Below are 24,184 nucleotides of genomic sequence, written 5' to 3'. Positions count from 1 at the left end.
TACAAAAGCGTTCTCAAAACAAGCGTATGGGGTTCAATGCTGTGATTTGGCGGGCGGTTTGCCCTGCTTTGCCGCTAACGGTCGCCGGCCCTGCGGTGGCAGGACGGCGCCGAAATGGAAAGGCATAATCAGCTGATAACTGATTATGCCGGTAATGCAGAGGATTAGTCGAGGATCTTAGTCGAGGATCTTGAAACGCGGATCGTCCGGATCGATGGAGGAGATGCCGCGCGCCTCTTCCGTCATCTGGGTTTCTTCCGCGCGCTGCTCGCTGTGACGCTTCGCTTCCAGGTGCTTCTGGATGGCGTTGACCAGCTCCTGCGTGCCGTCGTGGCTCAGCGCGGAGATCTCGAACACCGGGCCCTTGAAGCCGAACTTCTTGACGAAGTCCTTGACGCGCTTGACGCGCTCTTCTTCCGGCACCATGTCGAGCTTGTTCAACACCAGCCAGCGCGGCTTGTCGACCAGCGCTTCGTCGTACTTTTTCAGTTCGTTGACCAGGGCCTTGGCTTCCTTGACCGGATCGACGTTGGTTTCAAACGGCGCCAGGTCGACGATGTGCAGCAGCAGGCCGGTGCGCTGCAAGTGGCGCAGGAACTGGTGGCCCAGGCCGGCGCCTTCGGAAGCGCCTTCGATCAAGCCGGGAATGTCGGCGATCACAAAGCTCTTCTCGTGCGACACGCGGACCACGCCCAGGTTCGGGTGCAAGGTGGTGAACGGGTAATCGGCAATTTTTGGACGCGCGTTCGATACGGCCGAAATAAAGGTCGACTTGCCGGCGTTCGGCATGCCCAGCAGGCCGACGTCGGCCAGCACCTTCAGTTCCAGACGGATGTCGCGGCGTTCGCCTTCCTTGCCTTCGGTCTTTTGACGCGGGGCGCGGTTGGTCGAGGTCTTGAAGTGGATGTTGCCCCAGCCGCCCTCGCCGCCCTTGGCCAGCAGTTCGATCTGGCCGTGTTCGGTCAGGTCGGCCAGGATCTCGCCCGACAGGTCGTCGATGATCAGCGTGCCGACCGGCATGCGCAGGTGGATGTCGTCCGCGCCCTTGCCGTAGCAATCGGCGCCGCGGCCGGATTCGCCGTCTTTACCGCGGTGGACTTTGGAGAAGCGGAAATCGACCAAGGTATTGATGTTACGGTCCGCTACGGCCCAGATCGAGCCACCCTTGCCGCCGTCGCCGCCGTCAGGGCCGCCGAACGGGCGGAATTTTTCACGGCAAAACGAGGCGCAACCATTGCCGCCGTCACCACCGATTACTTCAATTTTTGCTTCGTCGATAAACTTCATGATGTACCGCCATAAAACTAAAAAGGCCCTACCGTGGGCAGAGCCTTTCGATTGAAGGCTTGCGCCTTACAAAACGGCCCGTGCGGCGAGCGCACCGGGCCGGGTAGCGTTATTTACGCTGGAACGACGGTAACGAATTGCTTCGAACCTTCGCCCTTGACTACGAACTTGACCTTGCCGTTCACCAGAGCGAACAGGGTGTGGTCTTTGCCCATGCCAACACCTTCGCCGGCGCGCACTGGCGTGCCGCGTTGACGAATGATGATGCCACCAGCATTGATCGATTGACCGCCGTAAACCTTAACGCCGAGGCGCTTTGATTCTGAGTCACGACCATTTCGCGTTGTGCCGCCGCCTTTTTTGTGTGCCATTTAAGACTCCTTGGATACTAATTCTCGGGCAAACGGCGATTAGCCGTTGATCGATACGATTTGGATTTCGGTGTAATTTTGGCGATGGCCTTGATGCTTCTGGTAGTGCTTACGACGACGCATCTTGAAAATCTTCACTTTATCGTGACGACCGTGTGCCACAACAGTAACCAGTACCTTTGCACCCTCAACCAGAGGAGCACCAAATTTGATGCTTTCGCCTTCGCCAACGGCGAGGACCTGATCGATGGTGAGTTCGGAACCAATGTCTGCCGGTATCTGTTCTACTTTAAGTTTTTCGCCAGCGACAACTTTGTATTGTTTGCCACCGGTTTTTATGACCGCGTACATGATTTGAAACCTCATCAAATGTTTAAGAAAATTTCGTCCGATGTCCTTACAAGACCCTTGCGAGCCAGGCATGGAAACCGGGGAACCGCTGATTATACATGGGATGGGATTTCGCGTCAAAAACTATTCACAAATGCCGACGGGCGTGGTATGTCGACAATTTTACCGATGCCGCGCAGTGGCGTATAGCTTACATATTTGACAAACATGTTGCCATGAACAAGGGTCGATGCCCCTGTCTGCGGGGGCATGACGTATAATCGCGGCACCAATAGTCTACCGCACAGGTTCGCCTTGTCTGCCGCTACCCAAAACGCCACTCAAAACAATATCGCCCACACGATCGCCGCCGACATGGACGCGGTCAACACGGTGATCCGCCAGAAACTGCATTCCGAGGTCAGTCTCGTCAATCAGATTGCTGAATACATCATCAGTGCCGGCGGTAAACGCATCCGGCCGGTGCTGGTCCTGCTGGTGGCCAACGCTTACGCATATCAAGGCACGGCGCACCACGAGCTGGCCGCGGTGGTGGAGTTCATCCACACCGCCACCCTGCTGCACGACGACGTGGTCGACGAATCGTCGCTGCGCCGCGGCCGCGCCACCGCCAACGCCCTGTTCGGCAACGCCGCCTCGGTGCTGGTGGGCGACTTCCTGTACTCGCGCGCCTTCCAGATGATGGTCGGCCTGAACAATATGCGCGTGATGCAGATCCTGTCCGACGCCACCAACGTCATCGCCGAAGGCGAAGTGCTGCAGCTGCTGAACATGCACGACCCGGACGTCAGCCAGGAACGCTATCTGCAGGTGATCCGCTCCAAGACCGCCAAGCTGTTCGAGGCGGCGGCCGAGTTGGGCGCGCTGATCTCCGGCTGCAACGACGCGCAGATCGACGCGGCCGGCGAATACGGCCGCTCGCTGGGCACGGCCTTCCAGCTGATCGACGACGTGCTGGACTACGCCGGCGACGCCAATGAAATCGGCAAGAACGTCGGCGACGACCTGCGCGAAGGCAAGCCGACCCTGCCGCTGATCTACCTGATGGAAAACGGCACGCCGGAACAGCGCGAGCTGGTGCGCAGCTGCATCGAGCAGGGCGACGAGCAGCACTTCGACACCATCCTGGCGGCGATCACCACCAGCGGCGCACTGGACTACACGCGCCAGCAGGCCGTGACGGCGGCCGAACGCGCCAGCGCCGCGATCGCCGACCTGCCCGACAGCGTCTACAAGGAATCGCTGCTGCAGCTGGCCCACTTCTCGGTCCACCGCACGCACTAAACGACAACGGCGCCCCAGGCGCCGTTTTTATTTGTGGCCGCGCTTACTTGCCGGCCGTGGTGTGCTGCACGCCGCCGGCGCGCCTGAGGATTTGCTGGATGTCTTCGCGCTTTTCGAAAATCGCCTCGTCCAGCGGCGTATTGTAATCGATCTGGTTCACCGGAAAACCGCGCTGCAGCGCCAGCTCGATCACGGCGGGCGGGCTGCGGCGCACCAGTACGTGCAGCAACGGCGAGCCGGTCATGTAGGTGCAGCTTGCATCGAGCCGCCCCAGCAGCGCCAGCATGGCGGCGGTGATCTCGGCATCGTCGCCATCCCTGTAATCGCGGCCGCGGCCCTTTTCCGTGGGCGACGGCAGATCCAGCAGCTGATTGAGCTGGTAGCACATGGCTTCCGGCGTACCGCCGTCGCGCAATACAGCTGCCGCGTCCCGCAGCACCGGCGCGCGCGACGTCAGGCCGGTGCGCGCGTCGCCCGGCGCCGCACCGGTCACCGGGCCGGTGGCCGGCAGGTTCTTGATGTCACGCTCAAGCGCCCCGGCCCAGAGGTCGACCATCTTGCTCGCGTAGCAGTGCATACCGCACAGCATTTCCTTGAGCGGCGCCAGCAGATCAACCTGTATTTCGCAATAGTCCGCGCCGGACAGCCAATACTGTTTGGTCTTGCCGTCCAGGACCAGGCTGACCACCGAGCTGGCGACCTTGGGAGTGCAATGGATGGCGTCGTTCGAGGCCAGGTTGGCCGTGGTCGCCGGCCCGTTGTGCTGCGCGTATTGCCGGATCAGGCGGCGCGCGTCGTCGGGATTGACCGGGCGCACGTCGAACGACGAGTAACCGCGCTCAAGCATCAAATACGCGCGCTCGCCCTGCACGAACAGGCCGTGGCGATGCGAAGTGCTTTGCACGAATACGGCCGCATCCAGGCTATCGAGCGGCACCTGTTGCAGCAGGTAGCGCATCTGCCAGCTGCGCTTGTCGATTACCTGATACAGGTTGTAGGTGTCATTCCATCCGCTGCGGATCGGCGGCGCCTCGGCCCGCTGCGCCTTGAACGTCAAGTCCCAGCCTTCCGGCACCGGCACCGCTTGCGCGGCCGGCGTCAGGCCGGCCATGGCGGCGAGTATCGAGCAGCATAGGCGGCGCAGCGTCTTCATCGTTACAGCAGTTCCAGCACCAGCTCGGACGGACGGCACAGGCGCACGCCTTTGTCGGTCACCACGAACGGGCGGTTGATCAGGATCGGATGGGCCATCATCGCGTCCAGCAGCGCGTCGTCGGACAGCGCGGCGTCGGCCAGGCCCAGTTGGTCGTACAGGTCGCCCTTGTCGCGCATCGCGGCGCGCGCGCTCAGGCCGGCCTTGGCGATCATCGCCTTCAAGGCCTCGCGCGACGGCGGGTTCTTCACGTAGTCGACGATCTCCGGCTCGACGCCGGTGGCGCGTATCGCCTCCAGCGTCTTGCGCGAAGTGCCGCAGGAATTGTTATGGTAAATCGTAATGGTCATGAGGCTGCCTTTGCGTGAAATTCAAAGGCAGCATTATCGCTTAAAACTTCGCCGCCACGCTGACGCCGATGCTGCGCGGCGCCAGCCGGTAACCCTGCACGATGGACGCCACCTGCGGATGCTGGATCACCGTGTCGGTATCGAAGGCGTTCTTGACGAACACGCTCACGTTGTAGCGATCGAAGGACATGCCGGCGCTGAAGTCGGTGCTGTGGTAGGCCGGCCGCTGGTAGTCGGTCTGCTCGGGATTGAGCGAACCCTTGCTGGCGCCGACCCACTGCATGCCGCCCATCACATACGCGCTCTTGTCGCCGAACGCCGCGAAGTTGTAGGTGGCGTTGAAGGCGGCGTTATATTTCGGTACGCCCTGCACCTGCGCGCCGGCCACCGCGCCGACCACGCCGTTGCGCGAACCCTCGTCGTTGGACAGCTCGGCCTTGACATAGCCGGCCGACGCCGTCAGCGTCAGGCCGGGCAGCGGCTTGGCCTTGATGTCGAACTCGAAGCCCTTGCTGGTGGCGTCGCCGGCGTTGGCGTTGTAGGTGTAGGCGCAGGTCGGCAGGTAGACGCCCTGCTGGATGTTCTTCCACTTCACGTAGAACACGTCGGCGTTGACCGTGACGCGGTTGTTGAGGAAGCGCGACTTGCTGCCCACCTCGTAGCTCCACAGGCTGTCGGCCGAATACGAATCCGGGCCCTTGGTCAGGCCGTTCGCCTCCAGGTCCTGCGAGCAGGTGGTCGGCGGCACGTAGATGTTGTTGCCGCCCAGGCGGAAGCCCTTGGCCACGCTGGTGTAGACGGTGTTGGTCGGATTGACTTCCCACGTCAGCGCGTACTTCGGCGTGAAGGCCTTGGACGACGAGGCGGCGCTGCTGTTGTTGCCGGCGCCGGCCAGATAGTTGCCGTTGCGCTGGTCCAGCGTGGAGTCGGCCTTCAGGTAGCGCGCGCCGACAGTGGCGTGCACGGTCGACGTGAAGTAGTAATTGACCTCGCCGAAGATCGAGCTCTGTTTCTCGCGGAAGTGGAAGGCGCCGGCGAACGAGTTGTCGTTCGGGAACTGGCCGGGCCGCGCGTCCGGCAGCAGGTCCGGGTCGGCGATGTCGAAGCCGAAGCTCTTGAAGGTGTCGGTCACGCCGAAGATCGGATCGTTCTCGATGATGTTGGTGTGCTGGTTGGAGAAGTAGGTTCCGGCCAGCCAGGTCCATGGCGACACGCTGGCGTCGTAGGGACGCGAGGCGAGGCGGAACTCCTGCGACACCTGGCGCACCTGGTTGTTCAGGTAGACCGCCGACGGCAGGCCGGCGATCGCCGCGATCAGTTCCGGCGGCGCCTTGCCGCCATCCTCGGTCGAGGTCAGGAAGGTCGACAGCGAATAGCTGTTGTAGGCCGAGCCGTTCTGCGTGCGGTCGAACTTGCGCTCGAAGTAGCTGGTGGCCGAGGTCAGGTCCATCGCGCCCAGGTCCCAGTTGACGGTCACGCTGGGGGTCAGCAGCGTGTCCTTGGACGGTTCGCGGACCTGCTTCTGCGCCTGGTAGAAAGGCCGGTCCAGGTTGAAGGCGGCGATGTCTTTCGCGTCGACCTTCTGATAGTAGACCGACGGCGTGATCGTCACCGAACGGATCGGCTTCCACTTCAGCGCCACCCGCATTTCCTGGTCGCTGAGCTTGTTGATGTTGTTGGCCAGGACATTGCCATCGCCGTCGACCTGGTTGATGTAGCCGCCCGTGTGCTGGGCCTGCACGCCGATGCGCAGCGCCAGCTCGTCCTGTATCAGCGGGAAGTTGGCCACCATATTGGCCGCGTAGTTGCCGCTGCCGCCCCTGGTGTTGGACAGCTCGCCGTAGGTGGTGAACTCGCGCTCCTTCAGGTCCGGTTCGTTCGGCACGAACTTGATGGTGCCGCCCATCGAACTGGCGCCGTACAAGGTGGCCTGCGGCCCGCGCAGCACTTCGACGCGGTCGATGTCGAAGAACTTCGGCTCGACCGTGCCCATGGTGTAGACGTTGCCGACGGTGATGGAGACATCGCCCAGGTAGATGCCGACGGTGGCCGCGCCGGCGGTCGAGCTGATGCCGCGGATCTCGATGTTCTCGGTGCCGGGGCCGGCGCCGCCGTTGCCGCTGGCGGCGGTGAAGGAGATGTTGGGCACCACCCGGGTCAGGTCGGTGAAGTCGTTCACGTGCTCGGCCTGGAGCTGGGCGCCGGTGACGGCGGTGATGCTCATCGCCACCTTGGCCGGATCTTCCTTGCGCTTTTGCGCGGTCACCTTGACCACTTCGATCTCGTCGGACGGTTTGGCCTGCGCCCATGCCGGGCCCGCCAACACCGCCATCGCCGCAGCCACCGAGCTGCACATCATCTTTTGCCGTATCTTCATGCCAGACCTTCCCATGTCAGTGAGGGCGCCGCCCCAAAATAATGCGTATTGATATATTTAACTATATTAACCATCTTGATCTTTTTGCAAAGCAAGAAACCTGCCATTCGTGCGGCGGGCGTTGGCATTTAGTCACAAATGGGTTGATATCGGGCAAGCCACTGCCACCCGCATACAGTTGAAAAATGCGTAAAATTCTGATGTAATTATTCTGTAGTCGGGGTGTGGCTCAGCCTGGTAGAGCGCTGCGTTCGGGACGCAGAGGCCGGAGGTTCGAATCCTCTCACCCCGACCAAATTCCCGCCCTCCGTATCCCTCTCCTTGGCCGATGAACACCGGCGCCAGCATGTGTGCATTCCGCAACTGTTGTATTTAAGCCATTTTTTCAAAACCTGGGCACTGAACTGAGTTTCAGCATTGATTTCAATATAGTATCTTGCATCCCTGAACAAAATTGCAAGTTCCCGGTCCTCTGGGCTATATTCGATGACAAAACTTCACAGCCATTACGAGAGTCTCAACGTTACCCGCGACGCTCCCCCGGAGGTCATCCGCGCCGCCTATCGCTCGCTCTCTCAAAAGCATCACCCGGATAAAAATAGCGGGAACCGTCATGCCGAGCAAATGATGGCGCGCTTGAACGCCGCGTACAGCGTGTTGTCCGATGCGGATCAACGGGAACTGTACGACTTGCAGATCCTGAGCGAGCAGCGCGCCCGTGAAATGCATTTCGGCGTACACAGCAGCGTCGATCTGGGCGACCCCACCGTCGTCTATACGCCGTTTGACATGGATGAGTCGGGCCCGGCGGCCCGGCCAACACCGGCAACGCCGAAGCACAAACCCGGGAAAAGCCTGAATAGCTGGCTCCTCTTCATCCACAAGCACACGCGCAGCCACCGCGTACGCAATACCGCCGTGCTGGTCGGCTTCTTATTCGTGGCCATCACACTCATCTTATGGTTGGTCTGGAAGGACAACCAATCGATGATGCGCCTTGAACAGGCCGCCATGTATGCCCCGGTCCCGGAACCATTGGCTCCGGCCACCGGCAATGAGGCCAAAACAAAATCTTCTGGCGTCAAGGAAATCCAGGTGTCGGGGCCGTCCGGCCTGGTCGCGGACTCCGCCGAGACGCCGAAGCCTGTCGCAGCGCCGAAGGCGCCGCCGGCGCCTGCCCCCGCCAGCAAGGCGTCCGAATACGAGCGCCTGACCGCCATGTTGAAGAGCATGGGATTGGGTCTGCACAAGCTGGACGTGCCTGCCCAGGCCTCCACCGCCAAGCAGCCGCCTGTGCCGGCGAAAGCGGCCGAACCGGTCAAAACGGTCGAAGCGCCGAAGGCGAGTGCCGTACCACCGCCGCCGGCGCTGGCTGCCAAACCCGCCCCGGCGCCCGAAGCGGTCCGCGAGGCTGAGCGTCCGGTCGCGGCCGAGCCTGCTCGCAGCGAGGCCAAGCCCGTGGCGGACGCCAGCCGCGCCAGCGCGCCGCCGGCGGCCAGCACCAATACCGCCAGCGCCAGCCGCGCCGCCCCGCGCACCGCCGTCGTGGTCGATGCGCGCGCTTGCGTGCCGCCCAAATATCCGGCCAATTCCTACCTGAGCGGCGAAAGCGGCTCGGTGCTGCTGGCGCTGCTGGTGGGGAATGACGGCCGGGTGCTCGAATCGAAAGTGCAGAAGTCCAGCGGCTTCCCCGATCTCGACAAGGCCGCGCGCAAGGCGCTCGCGCAGTGCAAGTTCAAACCGGCCGGCAGCGACGGCCAGGGCGAGCCGGTCTGGGCGACCATGACCTATGTGTGGTCGCTGGACTGATACTGTCATAATGATGCCAATAATTATTGTTGGCATCTGGATGATTCATGAACTTCGGCATTTTCGCAGTGACTTTCGCCATCGGCAGCGGGCTGGGAAATGGCGCGGCGGCCTGCGAACAGGTGCGTATAGGCTATCTTGACCAGGAAAGGCCGCCGTACTGGCTGGGAAGCGGAACCGAAGTCCCCGCCAAGCCCGGCGCGTCGGCGGAACTGGTGCAGCGCTTCGCCGCCAGCACCGGATGCCAGGCGGACTTGAAACGCCTGCCGGTGATGCGCATCAAGCCAGCCCTGATCGCCGGCGAAATTGAGTTCGCCCCGATGGACTCCAGCGCCGCGGACACGGCGGGCATCGTCTTCCCGCTCGACAAAAACCATCAGCCGGACACGGCGCGCGCGCTGGCGCTGAACATCGTGGTCTTCGTCCGCAGCGCCGACCGGATACCGCCGGCCACCGATCCGGCCCGGTATTTTCAACACCGCCCGCTGGGCATCACCCTGGGATCGAGCTACAAGGCCCGCCTGCAGGGCCTGGGCCTGCAAGTCGACAGCGGCGCGGTCGATATCGCGCGCAATCTTGAAAAGCTCAAGCTCAACAGGCTCGACGGCTTCGCGGTTTCGGTCACCTCGCCGAACGACATGGACGCCTACATCGCCCAAAAGTACAAGGGCGCCATCGTCAGGCTGCCGCGGCCGATTTTTTCCGACCACATCTGGCTGGCCGCCAGCGCCGGCTACTATGCCGCCCATGCCGCCCAGGTGGAGAAAATGTGGACCTGGCTGGGCTCGGCCGGCGTGCGGGAATTTTCCGTGCTGCTCAAGGAGTATGCGGAACTGCCGCCGCCCGCATCCCGGTAAATCCGCCACGCATCGATCGGAGGGCGGGGCCCCACTCTCCGACATCATTGCAGCGGGCTTACGCCACCGTACGCGCTCGGCGGCGCGCCATCCAGCCGACCAGTCCCATGCCGCCGATCAGCATGCCGTAAGTCGATGGCTCCGGCACGGCGGTGATCCTCACGTTGTCGATCGCGACGTCGAAGTTGGTGTAGCCGTAGACATATCCGGGCTGCAAGGTCGTGAACACGACCTCATCGACACTGGCCAGCACGCTGGCGAAGGTGCGGCCGGACGGCAGCGTCGGCCCTTGCGCGTCGGGGCCGCCGTAGCCGCCCCATCCGGCAGGCAGCGCCGTCGCGTTGGTGTCACCGATAGTCACCGACAAATGCTGCCAGCCCTTGGTCGAATCGATACTGCCGAGGTTGTAGAACACGCTGGTGTACGGCAGGCCGGAAGGCGTGTTGTCGTAGTCGCGCAGCTCGACGATCACGTTGCGCGACACCTCGCGGTTGAAGAAGTAGATCTGCTGCGCGGAAATATCCAGGCCCAGGGTCACGCCCGGCAGCTTGGTGTAGTCGCCGAGGAAGGCCTGGTTGCTGCTGGTGCCCCAGGTCACGCCAAAATTCTCGATCACGGTGCGCAGCGCCGGCGCGCCATGGCCCATGCCGGTGTCGATGCCGGAACCGCCGTTGCCGTCGATGGGCTGCATGCCCCACCAGCCTTCTTCTCCCTTGGAGAAATCAACGGTCGCGGAATGCGGCACGGCCATCGCTGCACCGCCGGCCACGGACAGTAACAACGCCATCATTGCTTTATTCAAAGTCATGGTTTTTCCTTTACACACAGGTTAGAGGGATACCGCTAACACCACACCGTCCTTCCGGCCGCGCGCGGTAGCACGTTGCCAAGGTTGAAAACGCCTAAAAATTAGCGTTTTTGTAAGCCGGTGTGAGGCCGATTCTGTGAGCGGCGAACCCGTCTGTCAAAGACAACACGACACTAAATTGTAAGGAAAATGTAACCAAGTTTCTCAGTGAGCACCCGCTATTCCTGGCGGAAACTTGTAACTGGCGGTTAGCGCACGGGCGAAATGCCGCCGCTCTCCTATGAGGAAATAATTTAAACGTCAAGCAAATTTGACCGTCCGGAAAAGAACCGGCGCCGTCGCCGGCGGCAAGCACCGGCGACGGAAAATGTTTGTTTTTTGCTACACCGTCAGCGCGTTCCGATGGTGACCGGCGATCTTGAAGACGCTGACCGCTTCGGCCAGGTTCAGCGCCTGCTGCTGCATGGCTTCGGCGGCGGCGGCCGCCTGCTCCACCAGGGCGGCGTTCTGCTGGGTCACGCTGTCCATCTGGGCGATGGCGAGGTTGACCTGGTCGATGCCTTCGTTCTGCGTGCCGCTGGCGACGGCGATATCGCTGATGATGGTGCTCACGCTGCGCACGCTGGCCACCACGTCGTCCATGGTGTTGCCGGCCTGGCCGACCAGCCGGCTGCCGGTTTCGACCTTGGCGACCGAATCGCTGATCAGCTCCTTGATTTCCTTGGCCGCCGCCGCCGAACGCTGGGCCAGGTTGCGCACTTCCGACGCCACCACCGCGAAGCCGCGCCCTTGCTCGCCGGCGCGCGCCGCCTCCACCGCCGCATTGAGCGCCAGGATATTGGTCTGGAAGGCGATGCCGTCGATCACGCCGATGATGTCGACGATCTTCCTGGACGACTCGTTGATCGAGCCCATGGTGTCGATCACCTGCGCCACCGCCTCGCCGCCGCGCACCGCCACCTGCGAGGCGTTGCCGGCCAGCGTGCTGGCCTGGTTGGCGTTCTCGCCGTTTCGCTTGACGGTGGCGGTCAGCTGCCCCATCGATGCGGCGGTCTCGCTCAGCGAGCTGGCCTGTTCCTCGGTGCGCGCCGACAGGTCGAGGTTGCCGCTGGCGATTTCCTGTGAGGCGTTGGCGATCGCTTCGGTGCCGGCCCGCACCTTGCCGACGATGCCGGCCAGGCTGTCCTGCATGTGCTTGAGCGCATCCAGCAAGGTGCCGATTTCGTCCGTGCCGGAGACTTCGATCTCCGCGCTGAGATCGCCGCTGGCCACCGTTTGCGCGATGGCGATGGCGGCGTTGAGCGGCGTCGTGATGCTGCGCGCCAGCCAGGCCACGGCCAGCCCGCCGACCACCAGCGTGGTCGCCACCACGCCGAACAGCATGATGGCCGAGCGGCGCTGGGCGGTCTCGCGTTCTTCCGCCATGCCGGCCAGCAGACGGTGCGATTCGCCCTCGATGAACAACACGATGTCGTCGATTTTCTTGGTCGGCGCCCGGTCTATGCTGCGCACCGATTCATCGACTGCGCGCGCGCTGTCGGGCGAGTCCGGCTGGTAGGGCGCCAGCGCCTGCAGGAACTTGCCGCTCATCTCCTGATGCGCGTGCAGCGTGTCGTCCACCAGCGCGGTATTGACGCCTACCTTGGCCATCAATTCCTTGGCCTTGCCCAGCTCGGAATCGGTCAGCGCGGCGGACTTCTTGAACGCCGCGGTGTACTTTTCCGCCTCGGCGCCCCGCATCAGGATGTTCTTGAAGGCCTGGACCTGGTTTTGAATTCCACCTGCGCGCTACGGGTGGTATCGATGGCGTCGCTGAGGATGCTGGCGCGCTCCAGCGCGGCGGCGCTCCTGGCGTTGCCGGACGCGATGGCGCTCCAGCCGCCCACGCCGACCGCCACCAGCGCGACGAAGACAAATCCACCCAGTAAGCCCAGCCGCACCGCAATCCTGAGATTCGCCAGATTCATCGCCAGCTCCTTGATGGTTGAGCTGTCCATGATGCTCCGACGCATCTGAAATGCCAAGTTGCACTAGTTGTATGCTAGCAACGGCCTCACACCAGCTTCAGCTGGTTGACGAACCAGCGCCCGGCCGGACCGGGCGGATGGTCGCGCAGGTGGATGGCGTGCATCGAGAAGCCCGGCCCGAGCGGCGCATGCGCCTCCAGCGCGATGCGCACCAGCTTGCCGGTGCGCAGGTCTTCCTCGACCATGTGCAGCGGCATATAGCCCCAGCCCAGGCCGGCGCGCAGGAAGGCATGCTTGGCGCCGAGGTCGGCCAGCCGCCAGGTCTGCGCCGCCACCACGCCGAAGTTGCGGCCGGCCGTCAGCGTCGAGCGGTCGGTCAGCACCAGTTGCACGTGCTGCGCGGCGTCCGCCTGCGGAATATGCGCCGATGCCGCCGCCAGTGGATGACATGGCGCCACCACGCACACCGCCGTCACGCTGAGCAGGAATTCCGACGCGCAGCCGGGCGGAATTTCCGGCAGCGAGCCGATGATCGCCACCCGACAACTGCCGGCGATCAGCGGCTGCACCACCGCGCCCAGCGCCTCCACATACAGCCGCAGCGGCGTGGTGGGGAATTCCGCCTTGAACGCCTGCACCGCCGCCGTCAGCGTGGCGATCGGGAACATCACATCGACGGCCACCGCCAGCTCCGGCTCCAGCCCCTCGGCCAGCGTGCGCGCCTTGGCCTTGAACGCATCCATGCCGCCGACGGCGGCGCGCGCCTGCTCCAGCAGCGCCCTGCCCGCCTCGGTCAGCTGCGGATAGCGGCCGGTGCGCTCGAACAGCATGAAGCCCACCTGCTGCTCCAGGTTGGCCAGCGTGGTGCTGACCACCGACTGCGCCCGGCGCAGCTTGCGGCCGGCGGCCGAGAAACTTCCTTCGTCCGCTGCGGCGATAAAAGTGCGCAGCTGGTCCATCGACATGGCGTCAAGCATGTATCTACTCCTTGGATACTATCCATCCAATTATATAGGGTATTCAGATGGATAGCGCAGGCCTAAGATGCTCTTCATGCACGGCAATAAACAAGGAGCAAGCACATGAACACCACAGCAAACCGCAGCATCGCATTCCGCACCAAAGGCAACACCCGCGGTCCCATCACCCGCCTGGCGAGTCCCGGCGACGTGGGCCAGATGATCAAACCGTTCGTCTTCCTCGACCGCTTCCGCATGGAAGCCAGCCGTGGCGGCAAGATGGGCATGCATCCGCACTCGGGCATCGCCACCACCACCGTCATCATGGAAGGCGCGATGGCTTACCGCGAAACCACCGGCAGCGAAGGCGTGCTGCACACCGGCGGCGTCGAGTGGATGAGCGCAGGCAATGGCGTCTGGCACGACGGCGGTCCCGCCGAAAACGTGCCGGTGCACGGCTTCCAGCTGTGGCTGGCGTTGCCGCCGGAAGATGAAAACGGTCCGGCGCACAGCCAGTACCTGGCGGCGGACCAGGTGGCCAGCAGCGGCCCGGCGCGGGTGATCCTCGGCCGCTACGGCTACGCCGCCAGCCGCATCCAGCCGCGCGCTTCGCTGACCTACCTGCACGTGAAGCTGCGTGACGGCGAACGCTGGAGCTACCAGCCGCCGGCCGGCCACGACGTGGCCTGGGTCGCGGTGGCCGACGGTGCGCTGCACGCGGGCGACGCGGTGATCGGCCGCGAGCTGGCGGTGTTCGAGGAAGGTGGCGATGCCATCGACTTCGTCGCCGAGGGCGAGACGGAATTCGTGCTCGGCTCGGCGGTCAAACATCCGCACGAACTGGTCACAGGGTATTACTCGGTACACACCAGCGTAGCCGCGCTGGCGCAAGGCGAAACAGAAATCGAACGCATCGGCACGCAACTGCGCTCGGCAAATTTAATGTAATCCAACTCACGAAAAGGAACGATCATGAACAACGCTAACACTTCCGTTATCCCTGCAATCGGCCGCGTCCTGATGGCGACCATCTTCGTCATGAGCGGCATCGGCAAGCTGGCCGCGCCGGCCGCCACGATGGGCTATATCGCCTCGTCCGGCCTGCCGTTGCCGATGCTGGCTTTGGTGATCGCCATCGCCGTCGAACTGGGCGGCGGCCTGCTGCTGGCACTGGGTATCCAGACCCGCCTGGTGGCGGCGGGACTGGCGGCGTTTTCCATCGTCACCGGCCTGGCCTTCCACCACGCGGTGGGCGACCAGAACCAGATGATCCACCTGCTGAAGAACATCGCGATGGCGGGCGGCCTGCTGCAAGTGGTGGCCTTTGGCGCCGGCGCCTACAGCTTCGACAACCGCCGCGCCGTCAGCGGTGGACGTCAAGCGGCGTAATCAGCTCACGCGATAAACAGTTTTTGCAGATCGCCGTACGGCATGGCTTTTTCAACCAGCGGACCGGCGCTGCCGGTGGCCAGGAAGTCCCTGGCCATGTCGGCGGCGACCGCCCACAAGGCTTGCGAAATACCCGAGCCGGCGCTCAGGCGGCGTACGCCCAGCTTGTGCAGCTCGTCGGCGGACGGCACGCCCGGCCAGTCCATCACATTGACCGGCAAGCCGGCGCCGGCCACCACCGCCTTGATGTCGTCGACCTTGCAGATACCCGGCACGAACAGGCTGTCGGCGCCGGCTTCCTTGTAGAGCGCGGCGCGCTTCAGTACTTCGGCCACGCGTTCGCCTTCCGGCGCCAGGCCTTTCAGATACACGTCGGTGCGGGTGTTGATGAAGATGTCCTTGCCCGACTGCGCCGCCAGTTTCTTGATGGCGGTGATTTTCGCGGCCAGCAATTGCGGCGCGTCGTTGCCGGCTTCCAGGTTGATGCCGGCCACGCCGACCTCGATCAGGCGCAGCACGGTTTGCGCGACCGTGTCGGCGTCATCCGAATAACCGTTTTCGATATCCACCGACAACGGCACCGTCAGCACACGGGCGATGCTGGCGGCGACGCCTACCGCCACGTCGACCGGCATCTTGTTGCCATCGGCATAGCCGGCGGCAAAGCCACGCCGGCGCTGGTGGTGGCGATGGCCGGCGCGCCCAGGCTTTCAAACAATCTTGCGCTGCCGGCGTCCCAGGCGTTGGGCAGGTGCAGCAGTTTGCTTCCGTCGTGCAGTTTCTTGAAATCGCTCATGCTATCTCCGTTTTAGAAAAGGCTGGCTTGCGCCGTGGTCAGGTTGGTAAAACTGTCGTGCATCGGCAGCAGGATCGAATCGGCGATCGGCTGCAATTGCTTGGTCAGATAGTGCTCGTAGTCGATATTCGAGCGCATCACTTCGGTCGGTTCGGGGCCGCTGGTGGTCATCACGTAGCTGATCCAGCCGCCGTTCTGGTAGCGCAGCGGGCGATGCTGCGCCTGATTGTACTCGTCGGCCAAACGTGCGGCGCGCACCTGCGGCGGCACGTTGACTTTGTATTCATCCAGCCGCTGGCGCAGGCGCTTGCGGTACACCAGCAGCTCGTCGTAGTCGCCGGACATGGTCTTGCGCGCATAGTCGCGCACGAATTCCTGGTAGGGCTCGTCCTTGAAGATGCGCGTGAACAGGCCTTGCTGGAACTGCTGCGCCAGCGGCGTCCAGTCGCTGCGCGCCACTTCCAGGCCGCGATAGATGACCTCTTCTTCGCCCTTGGCGTTGATGGTCAGGCCGGCGTAGCGCTTCTTGCTGCCCGTCTCGGTGCCGCGGATGGTGGGCATGAAGAACTTCTGATAGTGCGTGTCGAACTCGATTTCGAGGTGGCATTCGAGGCCGTGTTTTTCCATCAGCATGGTGCGCCACCAGCTGTTGATCTTGCCGGCCAGGCCTTCGCCGATGGCCAGCGCCTCGCTGTTCTCGTATTCCTTTTTCAGCCAGATGAAGATGGAATCGGTGTCGCCGTAGATCACGTCGTAGCCTTCCGCCTCGACCAGCTCGCGGGTCTGCTTCATCATCTGGTGGCCGCGCAGCGTGACCGAGGAGACCAGGCGGGGATTGAAGAAACGGCATTCGGTCGCGCCCAGCACGCCGCAAAAGGAATTCATCAGCAGCTTCAGCGCTTGCGACAGCGGTTCGTTCTTGGCGCGCTTGGCGGCGTCGCGCTGCTTCCAGATTTGCGTGGTGATCTCGGGCAGGCAGTGGCGCGTGCGCGAGAACACGGTGCCGTTGACGCCCTCCACCACCGTCGACTGGTCGGCGGCGTTTTCGCCTTCGACCAGGCCGACCGGATCGACCAGGAAGGTGCGGATGATGGACGGATACAGGCTTTTGTAATCGAGCACCACGACCGAGTCGTACAGGCCGGGCTTGGAGTCCATGACGAAGCCGCCCGGCGAGGCGCCGCCGGAGACGTCGCCGACGCTCGGCGCGACATAGCCTTCGCGATGCATGCGCGGCAGGTAGTGGTGGCCGAAGGCGGCGATCGATCCGCCCAGGTGATCGGCCTGCAAGCCCGTCACCGTGGCGCGCTCGATCATGAAGGCCAGCAGATTGGCCTTGTCGAAGATGCGCGTGACCAGCTCGCAGTCCTTGAGGTTGTAGTGGGCCAGCGCCGGCTTGTCCTCGTGGAAGCGGCGTTCGATCTCGGCCATCTTGTCGTAGACGTCGCCGATATCCTTGCCCTCGCCCAGCATGGCTTGCGACACGTTCTCCAGGCTGAAGGACGGGAAGGTCCACGACGCCGCCTTCAGCGCATCGATGCCGTCGAGGACGATGCGGCCGACCACCGGCGCGAACATATAGCCCTGCTTGCCGGGATGCTCGCGCCACTCGATGGTCTTGCCCTCGCGGCCCAGCGCCAGCGGGATCTTGTGCTTGTCGGCGTTCTTTTGCAGCACCCGCAGGTCGAACTGCACCACGTTCCAGCCGATCAGCACATCGGGATCGTGGCGCGCGAACCAGGCGTTGAGTTTCTCGATCAGCTGACGCGGCGTGGCGCAGTATTCCAGGTCGAAGTCGATCGCTTGCGACGACTGCTGAGGCGCGCCCAGCATGTAGACCTGGCGCTGGCCGCAGCCTTCCAGCGCGATCGAATACAAATCCTCGAAGGCGCTGGTCTCGATATCGAGCGACACCATCTTCAGCTTGGGGCGGTACTCGGGCGCGGGCTTGAGCTTGCAGTTGTGGATGGTGGACGCGCCTTCCGCGCGGCCGCCTTCGAACTGCACGGCGGCGGTGATGAAGCGCTCCATCAGATAACGTTCGGGCGGGCGGATATCGGCCTCAAGCATCTTGATGCCGTGTTCGCGCAAGGTGCGTTCCAGCGCGGTCAGCTGCTTGTAGCGGGAGGCGTAGATGCCGACCACCGGCTCCTGCTGGAAGGTTTTCAGCTCCAGCTCGCGCAGCTCGATGCCGGACTTATCGTCGATCAGCGCCTCGATGGCCGAGCGCTGCCGGGCCTCGGCGAAAGCCACCGAAGTCTGGGCGGTCAGGCGGATCTTTTTCGGGCCGTCGTCGGTCGCCAACCAGAATTCGATCTCCGTCCCATTAGCCGCGTCTCGCCAGTGGCGAGTCAGGATAAAGCCGTGTTGGGCGGTTTGCGTCATGACAGAATTATACTGTATGCACATACAGCCCGCAAAACAATCGAGGGTCAAGTCTGACATTCGGACACGAGCTCTACCGTAGCAGGCTGCTACGGTAGAGCTCGTGTCCGAATGTCAGACTTGACCCCGGTGTTAGTACTTCACGTCCAGCTTGATGCTGAAGTAGCGGAACACGTCACGTGGCGGCACCCAGTTGTTGACCGTCAGCTGCGGCGAGGTGCCCGTCGGGCCGGAGCGGAAGGTCGGGCCGCTGGCGTTGGCGTTCGGGATGTAGAAGCGGTCGAACAGATTGTTCACCCGGAAGCTGATGCCGTAACGGTCTTTCTGGTCCTTCACGCCAAAGCCCAGGTCGGTGATGCTGTAGCCGGCGTTGAACGAGCGTGGGTCGTTGTTGATGTTGGTGTAGTACTTGTCCTGGTAACGCACGTTGACGTTGACGAAACCATTGACCGGCAACCGCGGCACAGGGAACTCGTAATTGGCGCCGATGTTCAGCTTGATCTTCGGCGTGCCCGGGAAGGTGCTGTGGTCCAGGTTCTGCACGCCGGTGGTCGATCCGGGCGCGATCGGGAAGCAACTGGTGTTCTGGCCGGCGATCGAACCGTTGGCCGCCAGCTTGGTGCCGCCGACCGCGACGTTGGTGGTGTCGGCGTAGCATGGACCGTTGGCCCACTTCTCGATCGTCGGCAGCGTGAACGCCAGCGCCGCGTTGATGGTCAGGTCCTTGGCCGCCAGCAGGTTGGCGTCGAGTTCAAAGCCGTGCGTGCGGATGCGCGGGATCGAATTGAGCTGGCTGTAGATGGTCGGGTCGTTCGGCAGCACGTAGGTCACGTTCTGCTGGTAGTTGAAGAACTCCGAGTTGTACACCGTGGCCGCCAGCGACATGCGGTTGTCGAACAGATTGGCCTTGGCGCCGATTTCCATGGTCTGGCTGGTCTCCGGGCTCACCGGGAACGCCGCCACCGCCTTCAGGCCGGACGTCACGTCGTACGCCTTGCCCTTGTATCCGGTCGCGCCCATCACGTACACCATCAACTCCGGCGTCAGCTGCTTCTGCAGGCTGACCTTGCCGGTGTAGGAACGGTCGGAATTGCCGGTGCTCTGGAACTGGTCCACGCCCACCGGACCGGGCACGAAGCTGGCGCGGTCCACCTGGTTGGTGTAGAAGTTGCGCGCGTAGTGGAAGCCGGAGATTTCCTGGTTGGCGCGCAAGCCGGCCTCCAGCGTCCAGGTCGGCGCGAACTCCCAGGAGGCCTGGCCGAACAAGGCCTTGTTGGTGTTGTAGATGTCGGTGTAGTAGTTGGTCGGGCTGGAGTTGGAGTTGGCGTTGCACACGGTCGGCGCCACGCAGTAGCCGCGGATGAAGTGGCGGTAGATCTCGTTATGCGCCAGCCACAGGCCGGCCACGTACTTGAAGCTGCCCTGGTCCGGCGAGACGTAGCGGATCTCCTGCGTCTTGGCGCGGATGTCGTAGGTGCCGAACTGGTTGTTCCCCTGCGTCAGCGCGGTCTTGCCCGCTTCGGCGATGGTCGGCACGTCGGCGAAGTCCTGGTCGCGGAAATCGTTGGCCAAATACTTGTCCACCGAAGTGATCGACATCAGCTGCGCATCGTTGGGCAAGGTGTAGGTCAGCTTGAGGCCGGTGCCGCGGTCGCTGGAGACCAGGCCGGTCGGAAAGTCGCGGCGCACGTTGCGGTTGTTCGGATCGTTGACGTCGATCCCGGCCAGCACCGTGCCTGCCGGCAGCAGCGGATTGCCGTTGAGATAAACGCCGTTGGTGCCCACCGGGGTCGACACCAGGTTACCCGCCGCGGCCGAGCCGGTGCGCAGGACGAAACCGTTGATGGCGGTCACGCCACGGGTGTTCTCCATGTAGTTGTAGTGCGGCGTCAGGTCGACCGAGAAATTATCCAGCGGCGTCCATTGCAGCTTGGCCAGGAAGGTCTTGCCGCCCGAGCCGTTGACGTCGCGGCCGTCGGTCAGGTTGTGGAAGGTGCCCGGCAGGCGCGTGTCGCTGGCGGCGATGCGCATGGCGAACTGGTCGTTGATGCGGCCGCCCATCGAGGCGTTGACGCGCCATTCGTGGTCGCTGGTCAGGTAGGTGCTGCCGCGATAGACCATCGGACCGGACAGCGGCTTGGTGACGATGTTGACCGCGCCAGCCACCGCCGATTTGCCGAACAGCGTGCTCTGCGGCCCCTTCAGCACTTCGATGCGGCTGATGTCGGCCAGGTCCTTGAAGGCCTGGAACTGGGTGGCGATGGGGATGTCGTCGATGATGACGGCCACGTCCGACTCGACGCCGATGCCGACCGAGACGGTGCCGATGCCGCGCATGAAGATGGCGTTGTTGGCGGCGGTGGTGCCGGAGCTGATGGTCAGCGACGGCATCATGTTGACCACGTCCTCGATCTCGCGGACGTTGGTGCGCTGGATTTCCTTCTCGCTCATGACCGAGATGGCCATCGGCACGCTTTCCAGTTTTTCGACGCGCTTGTTGGCGGTCACCACCACGGTTTCCAGCTGGCCGGGTTTGGCGCTCGACTGCTCCTGCGCCTGGGCGCCCATGGCAAACAGCGCCAGCGCCAGCGGCGTCATCTTGATGGTGGTCATGGTCGTTGTATGCAGATCGCGATGCTTGTAATTTTTGTTAAACACTATTGTCCCCTAATTGACAGATAAAGACTGCTCTGCGTAATCCCACTCAGTTGTACGATGTGTAGACGTTTAACAACAGCCTGGGCCACACCACCGAACTCCCGCGCCGTACCATTTCATCAGCTCAAACGGGGCGTCCCCCTATGAAATGCCTCTGGCGTCCGGCTGATGGTACCGGTACCAGTTGTACGATGACTTAGGTTAGTCCGGTGGATAGCAGATGTCAATAATTTTCAGAAAGGGGGGTGAACGGATTTGTAACCGGCGTCAGGCGCTGTCGCGTTCGATGATGGAGAAGCCGATATCGAGGATGCCATCGCTCACTTCGCGTTCCTGCGAGCGTTCGATGATGAAGCGGGCGGCGGTGCTGCCGATGCGGGCGCCGTCGATGCGCACGGTGGTCAGCGCCGGCTGCAAATCGCGCGAGAAGCTCAGATCGCCCAGGCCGACCACGGCCAGCCGCTCCGGCACGGCGATGCCCTGGGCCTGGGCTTCGGTCAGCACGCCCAGCGCCACCATGTCCGAGCTGCAGAACAGCGCGTCGATGTCGGGATGGCGCGCCAGCAGTTCGCGCAGGCCGCTGCGGCCCAGGCCGACGTTGGTCGGCGCCGGCACCACCCAGCCCGGCACCGCGCTCTCGCCCGGCGCGGCCATGCCGAGGGCGATGGCGGTATCGGAGAAGGCCTTCATGCGGCGCATCGCGCGCTGGTCGTTGGCGCTCAGCGTGGCGACGCGGCGCCTGCCGCGCGCGTGCAGGTAGCGCGCCACCGCCTCCCCCACTTTTTCATGGGAAAAGCCGATCAGCATGTCGATCGGGTCGGGCGTCAGGTCCCAGGTCTCCACCACCGGGATGCCGCTGGTGAGCAGGCGCTGGCGTCCCTGCGGCGAGCGCATGATGCCGGTCAGTATCACGCCGTCGGGACGGCGGCCGATGATGGCCTCCAGCAGTTCGTCCTCGCGCGAATCTTCGTAGCCCGACTGGCCCAGCATCAGCTGGTAGCCGGACGCCGCCAGCGACGCCGTCAGCGACTGCACCATCTCCAGGAACACGTTGCCGGAGATGGTGGGGATCACCGCCGCCACCAGCCGGCTCTTGCGCGAGGCCAGGCCGCCGGCCAGCATATTGGGCACGTAGCCGGTCTGCTCCACCGCCTCCCGCACCCGCAGCAGGATGGCGTCGGACACCGCGTTCGGCGTGTTCAGCGCGCGCGAGGCGGTGATCGGCGCCACGCCCGCCAGCTTGGCGACGTCGCGCAGCGTGGTGCCGCCGCTTTTGCGCCGGCTGCGGCGCGGCGCGGCCTGCGTCAACGGTGCTGCGTTCGAGTTGTGATCCGGGGCGTCATCCATGCGGCGATTCTAACACCGGCGTCAGTGGCTGCGCGGGGCCTTGTAGCGGGCCAGCTCCATCTTGCCGATCTGGCTGCGGTGCACTTCATCCGGACCATCGGCCAGGCGCAGCGAACGCGCACCGGCGTAGGCCGAGGCCAGGAAAGGATCGGCCATGCCGCCGCCGCCCTGCACCTGGATCGCCCAGTCGATCACCTTGCACGCCATCGCCGGCGCCGCCACCTTGATCATGGCAATCTCCTTGGCCGCCACCTTGTTGCCGACGGTGTCCATCATGTAGGCGGCGTTGAGCACCAGCAGGCGCGCCTGGTCGATCATGATGCGCGACTCGGCGATGCGTTCCAGCGTCACGCCCTGCTCCGCCACCGGCTTGCCGAAAGCGACGCGGCTCAAGCTGCGCCGGCACATCTGCTCCAGCGCGCGCTCGGCCAACCCGATCAAACGCATGCAGTGGTGGATGCGGCCCGGCCCGAGGCGGCCCTGGGCGATTTCGAAACCGCGGCCCTCGCCCAGCAGCAGGTTGGAGGCCGGCACGCGCACGTTGTCGAAGACGATTTCGGCGTGGCCGTGCGGCGCGTCGTCGAAGCCGAACACCGGCAGGTGGCGCAGCACGTTGACGCCCGGCGTATCGCGCGGCACCAGTATCATCGACTGCTGCACATGGCGGTTGGGGTTATCCGGATCGCTCTTGCCCATGAAGATGAAGACCTTGCAGCGCGGGTCGTTGCCGCCGGAGGACCACCACTTGCGGCCGTTGATCACATACTCGTCGCCGGCGCGCACGATGGAGCTGGCGATGTTGGTGGCGTCGGACGAGGCCACCTCCGGCTCGGTCATGCCGAAGCAGGAACGGATGCGGCCATCGAGCAGCGGCTCCAGCCACTCGCGCTGCTGCGCCTCGGTGCCGTAGCGGGTCAGCACTTCCATGTTGCCGGTGTCCGGCGCCGAGCAGTTGAACACTTCCGGTGCCCACACGGCGCGGCCCATGATCTCGCACAGCGGCGCGTATTCCAGGTTGGTCAGGCCGGCGCCGTGCTTGGAGTCGGGCAGGAACAGGTTCCACAAGCCCGCCGCGCGCGCCTTGAGCTTGAGCTCTTCCATCACCACGGTCGGCACCCAGGCGTCGCCGGCGGCGCGGTTGGCGTCGATCTCGGCGTGGAAGCGCGCTTCGTTCGGATAGATATGCTCGTCCATGAAGGCCGTCAGGCGGGCCTGGAGTTGCTTTACTTTCGGGCTGTAGTCGAAGTCCATGATGCTGTCCTTTATCGTTCTTTATCGGTAGGTGACGGCGCCGGGTTGTCCCAGCCATTCCAGGTGCGAGTAGTTGTTCAGGTAACTGAGCGTGAACTGGCCGGGACGTTGCAGCAGCTTGGTGACGGCGCAATTGGCCAATGCCCAACTGAGCTCCATCACCTGATAGTCCTGCAAGCCAAGCAGGTGCTGCATCAGCGTGGCGATCACGCCGCCGGAGGTGAACACGATGGTGGCCTGCTTGCTGCTGTCGGTATCGAGCCGTTCCAGCGCGCCCACGCAGCGGCGGCGGAATTCCGGCCAGGTTTCGGTGTACTCGTCGTCGTGCCAGCCACTCATCCAGCGCTGCATGGCGGCGCGGAACAGATGCTCCAGCGCGCGTTGCGGCTCTTCGTGCTGCGCCAGCATCTGCTGGAAGGCGGCGGCGTCGTCCACCTCCGGGCAGTGGCGCCGCAGCACTTCGAGGTGATCGAATTCGGCGAAGCCAGGGTCGGTGATCCAGTCGGTGTCGGCCAGCAGGGCTTTCGGCAGCTCGGCCAGGCAGGAGTCGGCGGTCTGGCGATGACGCGCCATGCCGCCCACCACCACGCGCTGGAAGGACTGGCGGCTGTTGGCATACCACTGCCCCAGCAAGCGCGCCTGCTCGTAGCCCAGCGTCGACAGCTGGTCGTAATTGGCGCTGCCGAACGAGGCCTGCCCGTGGCGCACCAGATAAATTTGTCCCATTTTCTTCCAGCTCCAGATCAAAACACGCACCAGCTTAACGTCCGGCCTATAATTCATCA

Annotated in this window: 20 protein-coding genes, 1 tRNA gene and 1 pseudogene; 6 read left to right on the top strand and 16 right to left on the bottom strand. The window is 63.6% G+C overall.

All coding sequences use genetic code 11. The annotated features are described in order from the left end of the window. Positions 1-177 precede the first annotated feature (177 nt). The 3 genes from obgE to rplU form a co-directional block, all read right to left on the bottom strand. Positions 178-1,287, bottom strand: coding sequence for a GTPase ObgE (gene obgE, locus RUGAMON1_RS05935; protein WP_445229626.1), 1,110 nt, complete (start codon positions 1,285-1,287; stop codon positions 178-180). A gap of 113 nt (positions 1,288-1,400) precedes the next feature. Then, complete coding sequence (gene rpmA / locus RUGAMON1_RS05930; protein WP_116993343.1) at positions 1,401-1,658, bottom strand: 50S ribosomal protein L27; 258 nt, start codon at positions 1,656-1,658, stop codon at positions 1,401-1,403. Positions 1,659-1,697: 39 nt separating this feature from the next. Next, entirely contained in the window at positions 1,698-2,009 is a 312-nt protein-coding gene (gene rplU, locus RUGAMON1_RS05925) for a 50S ribosomal protein L21 (RefSeq protein ID WP_008445658.1), read from the bottom strand. Positions 2,010-2,303: 294 nt separating this feature from the next. Between rplU and ispB the strand changes: the two genes are divergently transcribed. Further along, positions 2,304-3,293: an octaprenyl diphosphate synthase gene (gene ispB / locus RUGAMON1_RS05920; protein ID WP_445229625.1), complete on the top strand. Its 990-nt coding sequence runs from the start codon at positions 2,304-2,306 to the stop codon at positions 3,291-3,293. Between the two features lie 43 nt (positions 3,294-3,336). Here ispB and RUGAMON1_RS05915 read toward each other — a convergent pair whose 3' ends face one another. The 3 genes from RUGAMON1_RS05915 to RUGAMON1_RS05905 are packed head-to-tail and all read right to left on the bottom strand — an operon-like array spanning position 3,337 to position 7,173. Next, the gene (locus RUGAMON1_RS05915; protein ID WP_445229624.1) at positions 3,337-4,446 is read right to left on the bottom strand and encodes an ankyrin repeat domain-containing protein; all 1,110 of its coding nucleotides are present in this window, start codon (positions 4,444-4,446) and stop codon (positions 3,337-3,339) included. Between the two features lie 2 nt (positions 4,447-4,448). Beyond that, on the bottom strand, positions 4,449-4,796 hold the full coding sequence (arsC, locus tag RUGAMON1_RS05910; protein ID WP_445229623.1) for an arsenate reductase (glutaredoxin): 348 nt from the start codon (positions 4,794-4,796) through the stop codon (positions 4,449-4,451). 40 nt (positions 4,797-4,836) lie between these two features. Further along, positions 4,837-7,173, bottom strand: coding sequence for a TonB-dependent receptor (locus RUGAMON1_RS05905; RefSeq protein WP_445229622.1), 2,337 nt, complete (start codon positions 7,171-7,173; stop codon positions 4,837-4,839). 218 nt (positions 7,174-7,391) lie between these two features. Here RUGAMON1_RS05905 and RUGAMON1_RS05900 point away from each other — a divergent pair. The 3 genes from RUGAMON1_RS05900 (at position 7,392) to RUGAMON1_RS05890 (ending at position 9,839) form a co-directional block, all read left to right on the top strand. Beyond that, positions 7,392-7,468 (top strand) — tRNA-Pro (locus RUGAMON1_RS05900). Positions 7,469-7,659: 191 nt separating this feature from the next. Continuing rightward, positions 7,660-8,982 carry a TonB family protein gene (locus RUGAMON1_RS05895; RefSeq protein WP_445229621.1) on the top strand — a complete coding sequence of 441 codons (1,323 nt, stop codon included), beginning with the start codon at positions 7,660-7,662 and terminating at the stop codon, positions 8,980-8,982. 47 nt (positions 8,983-9,029) lie between these two features. Continuing rightward, positions 9,030-9,839, top strand: a complete 810-nt coding sequence (locus RUGAMON1_RS05890; RefSeq protein ID WP_445229620.1) for a transporter substrate-binding domain-containing protein — start codon at positions 9,030-9,032, stop codon at positions 9,837-9,839. A gap of 58 nt (positions 9,840-9,897) precedes the next feature. Here the strand turns inward: RUGAMON1_RS05890 and RUGAMON1_RS05885 are convergent, their stop codons facing one another. The 4 genes from RUGAMON1_RS05885 to RUGAMON1_RS05870 all read right to left on the bottom strand — a co-directional run bounded on the left by RUGAMON1_RS05885 (position 9,898) and on the right by RUGAMON1_RS05870 (position 13,591). Beyond that, entirely contained in the window at positions 9,898-10,647 is a 750-nt protein-coding gene (locus RUGAMON1_RS05885; RefSeq protein WP_445229619.1) for a PEP-CTERM sorting domain-containing protein, read from the bottom strand. Between the two features lie 381 nt (positions 10,648-11,028). Then, positions 11,029-12,387, bottom strand: coding sequence for a methyl-accepting chemotaxis protein (locus RUGAMON1_RS05880; protein ID WP_445229618.1), 1,359 nt, complete (start codon positions 12,385-12,387; stop codon positions 11,029-11,031). Then, a complete protein-coding gene (locus RUGAMON1_RS05875; protein ID WP_445229617.1) occupies positions 12,387-12,644 on the bottom strand; it encodes a hypothetical protein in 258 nt (85 codons plus the stop codon). The genes RUGAMON1_RS05880 and RUGAMON1_RS05875 overlap by 1 nt, the downstream gene beginning before the upstream one ends. Positions 12,645-12,700: 56 nt before the next feature. Next, positions 12,701-13,591: a LysR family transcriptional regulator gene (locus tag RUGAMON1_RS05870; RefSeq protein WP_445229616.1), complete on the bottom strand. Its 891-nt coding sequence runs from the start codon at positions 13,589-13,591 to the stop codon at positions 12,701-12,703. A gap of 105 nt (positions 13,592-13,696) precedes the next feature. Between RUGAMON1_RS05870 and RUGAMON1_RS05865 the strand changes: the two genes are divergently transcribed. Beyond that, positions 13,697-14,521: a pirin family protein gene (locus tag RUGAMON1_RS05865; protein ID WP_445229615.1), complete on the top strand. Its 825-nt coding sequence runs from the start codon at positions 13,697-13,699 to the stop codon at positions 14,519-14,521. Positions 14,522-14,545: 24 nt separating this feature from the next. Continuing rightward, positions 14,546-14,962, top strand: coding sequence for a DoxX family protein (locus tag RUGAMON1_RS05860; RefSeq protein ID WP_445229614.1), 417 nt, complete (start codon positions 14,546-14,548; stop codon positions 14,960-14,962). Between the two features lie 5 nt (positions 14,963-14,967). Here the strand turns inward: RUGAMON1_RS05860 and RUGAMON1_RS05855 are convergent. The 6 genes and pseudogenes from RUGAMON1_RS05855 to RUGAMON1_RS05830 form a co-directional block, all read right to left on the bottom strand. After that, a pseudogene (locus tag RUGAMON1_RS05855) lies at positions 14,968-15,758 on the bottom strand (isocitrate lyase/PEP mutase family protein). 12 nt (positions 15,759-15,770) lie between these two features. Then, entirely contained in the window at positions 15,771-18,143 is a 2,373-nt protein-coding gene (locus tag RUGAMON1_RS05850) for a DNA polymerase II (protein ID WP_445229613.1), read from the bottom strand. Between the two features lie 132 nt (positions 18,144-18,275). Next, positions 18,276-20,756: a TonB-dependent receptor gene (locus tag RUGAMON1_RS05845; RefSeq protein ID WP_445229612.1), complete on the bottom strand. Its 2,481-nt coding sequence runs from the start codon at positions 20,754-20,756 to the stop codon at positions 18,276-18,278. A 312-nt stretch (positions 20,757-21,068) separates the two neighbouring features. Next, positions 21,069-22,148, bottom strand: a complete 1,080-nt coding sequence (locus RUGAMON1_RS05840; protein WP_445229611.1) for a LacI family DNA-binding transcriptional regulator — start codon at positions 22,146-22,148, stop codon at positions 21,069-21,071. Between the two features lie 21 nt (positions 22,149-22,169). Beyond that, positions 22,170-23,399: an acyl-CoA dehydrogenase family protein gene (locus tag RUGAMON1_RS05835; protein ID WP_445229610.1), complete on the bottom strand. Its 1,230-nt coding sequence runs from the start codon at positions 23,397-23,399 to the stop codon at positions 22,170-22,172. A gap of 21 nt (positions 23,400-23,420) precedes the next feature. Further along, the gene (locus RUGAMON1_RS05830) at positions 23,421-24,125 is read right to left on the bottom strand and encodes a histidine phosphatase family protein (RefSeq protein ID WP_445229609.1); all 705 of its coding nucleotides are present in this window, start codon (positions 24,123-24,125) and stop codon (positions 23,421-23,423) included. Positions 24,126-24,184: the final 59 nt, after the last annotated feature.

Source organism: Duganella rhizosphaerae (assembly GCF_040364205.1).
Taxonomy (GTDB): domain Bacteria; phylum Pseudomonadota; class Gammaproteobacteria; order Burkholderiales; family Burkholderiaceae_D; genus Rugamonas; species Rugamonas rhizosphaerae.
The sequence above is the reverse complement of the archived record's forward strand: the minus strand, read 5'-3'. Positions and strand labels throughout refer to the sequence as shown.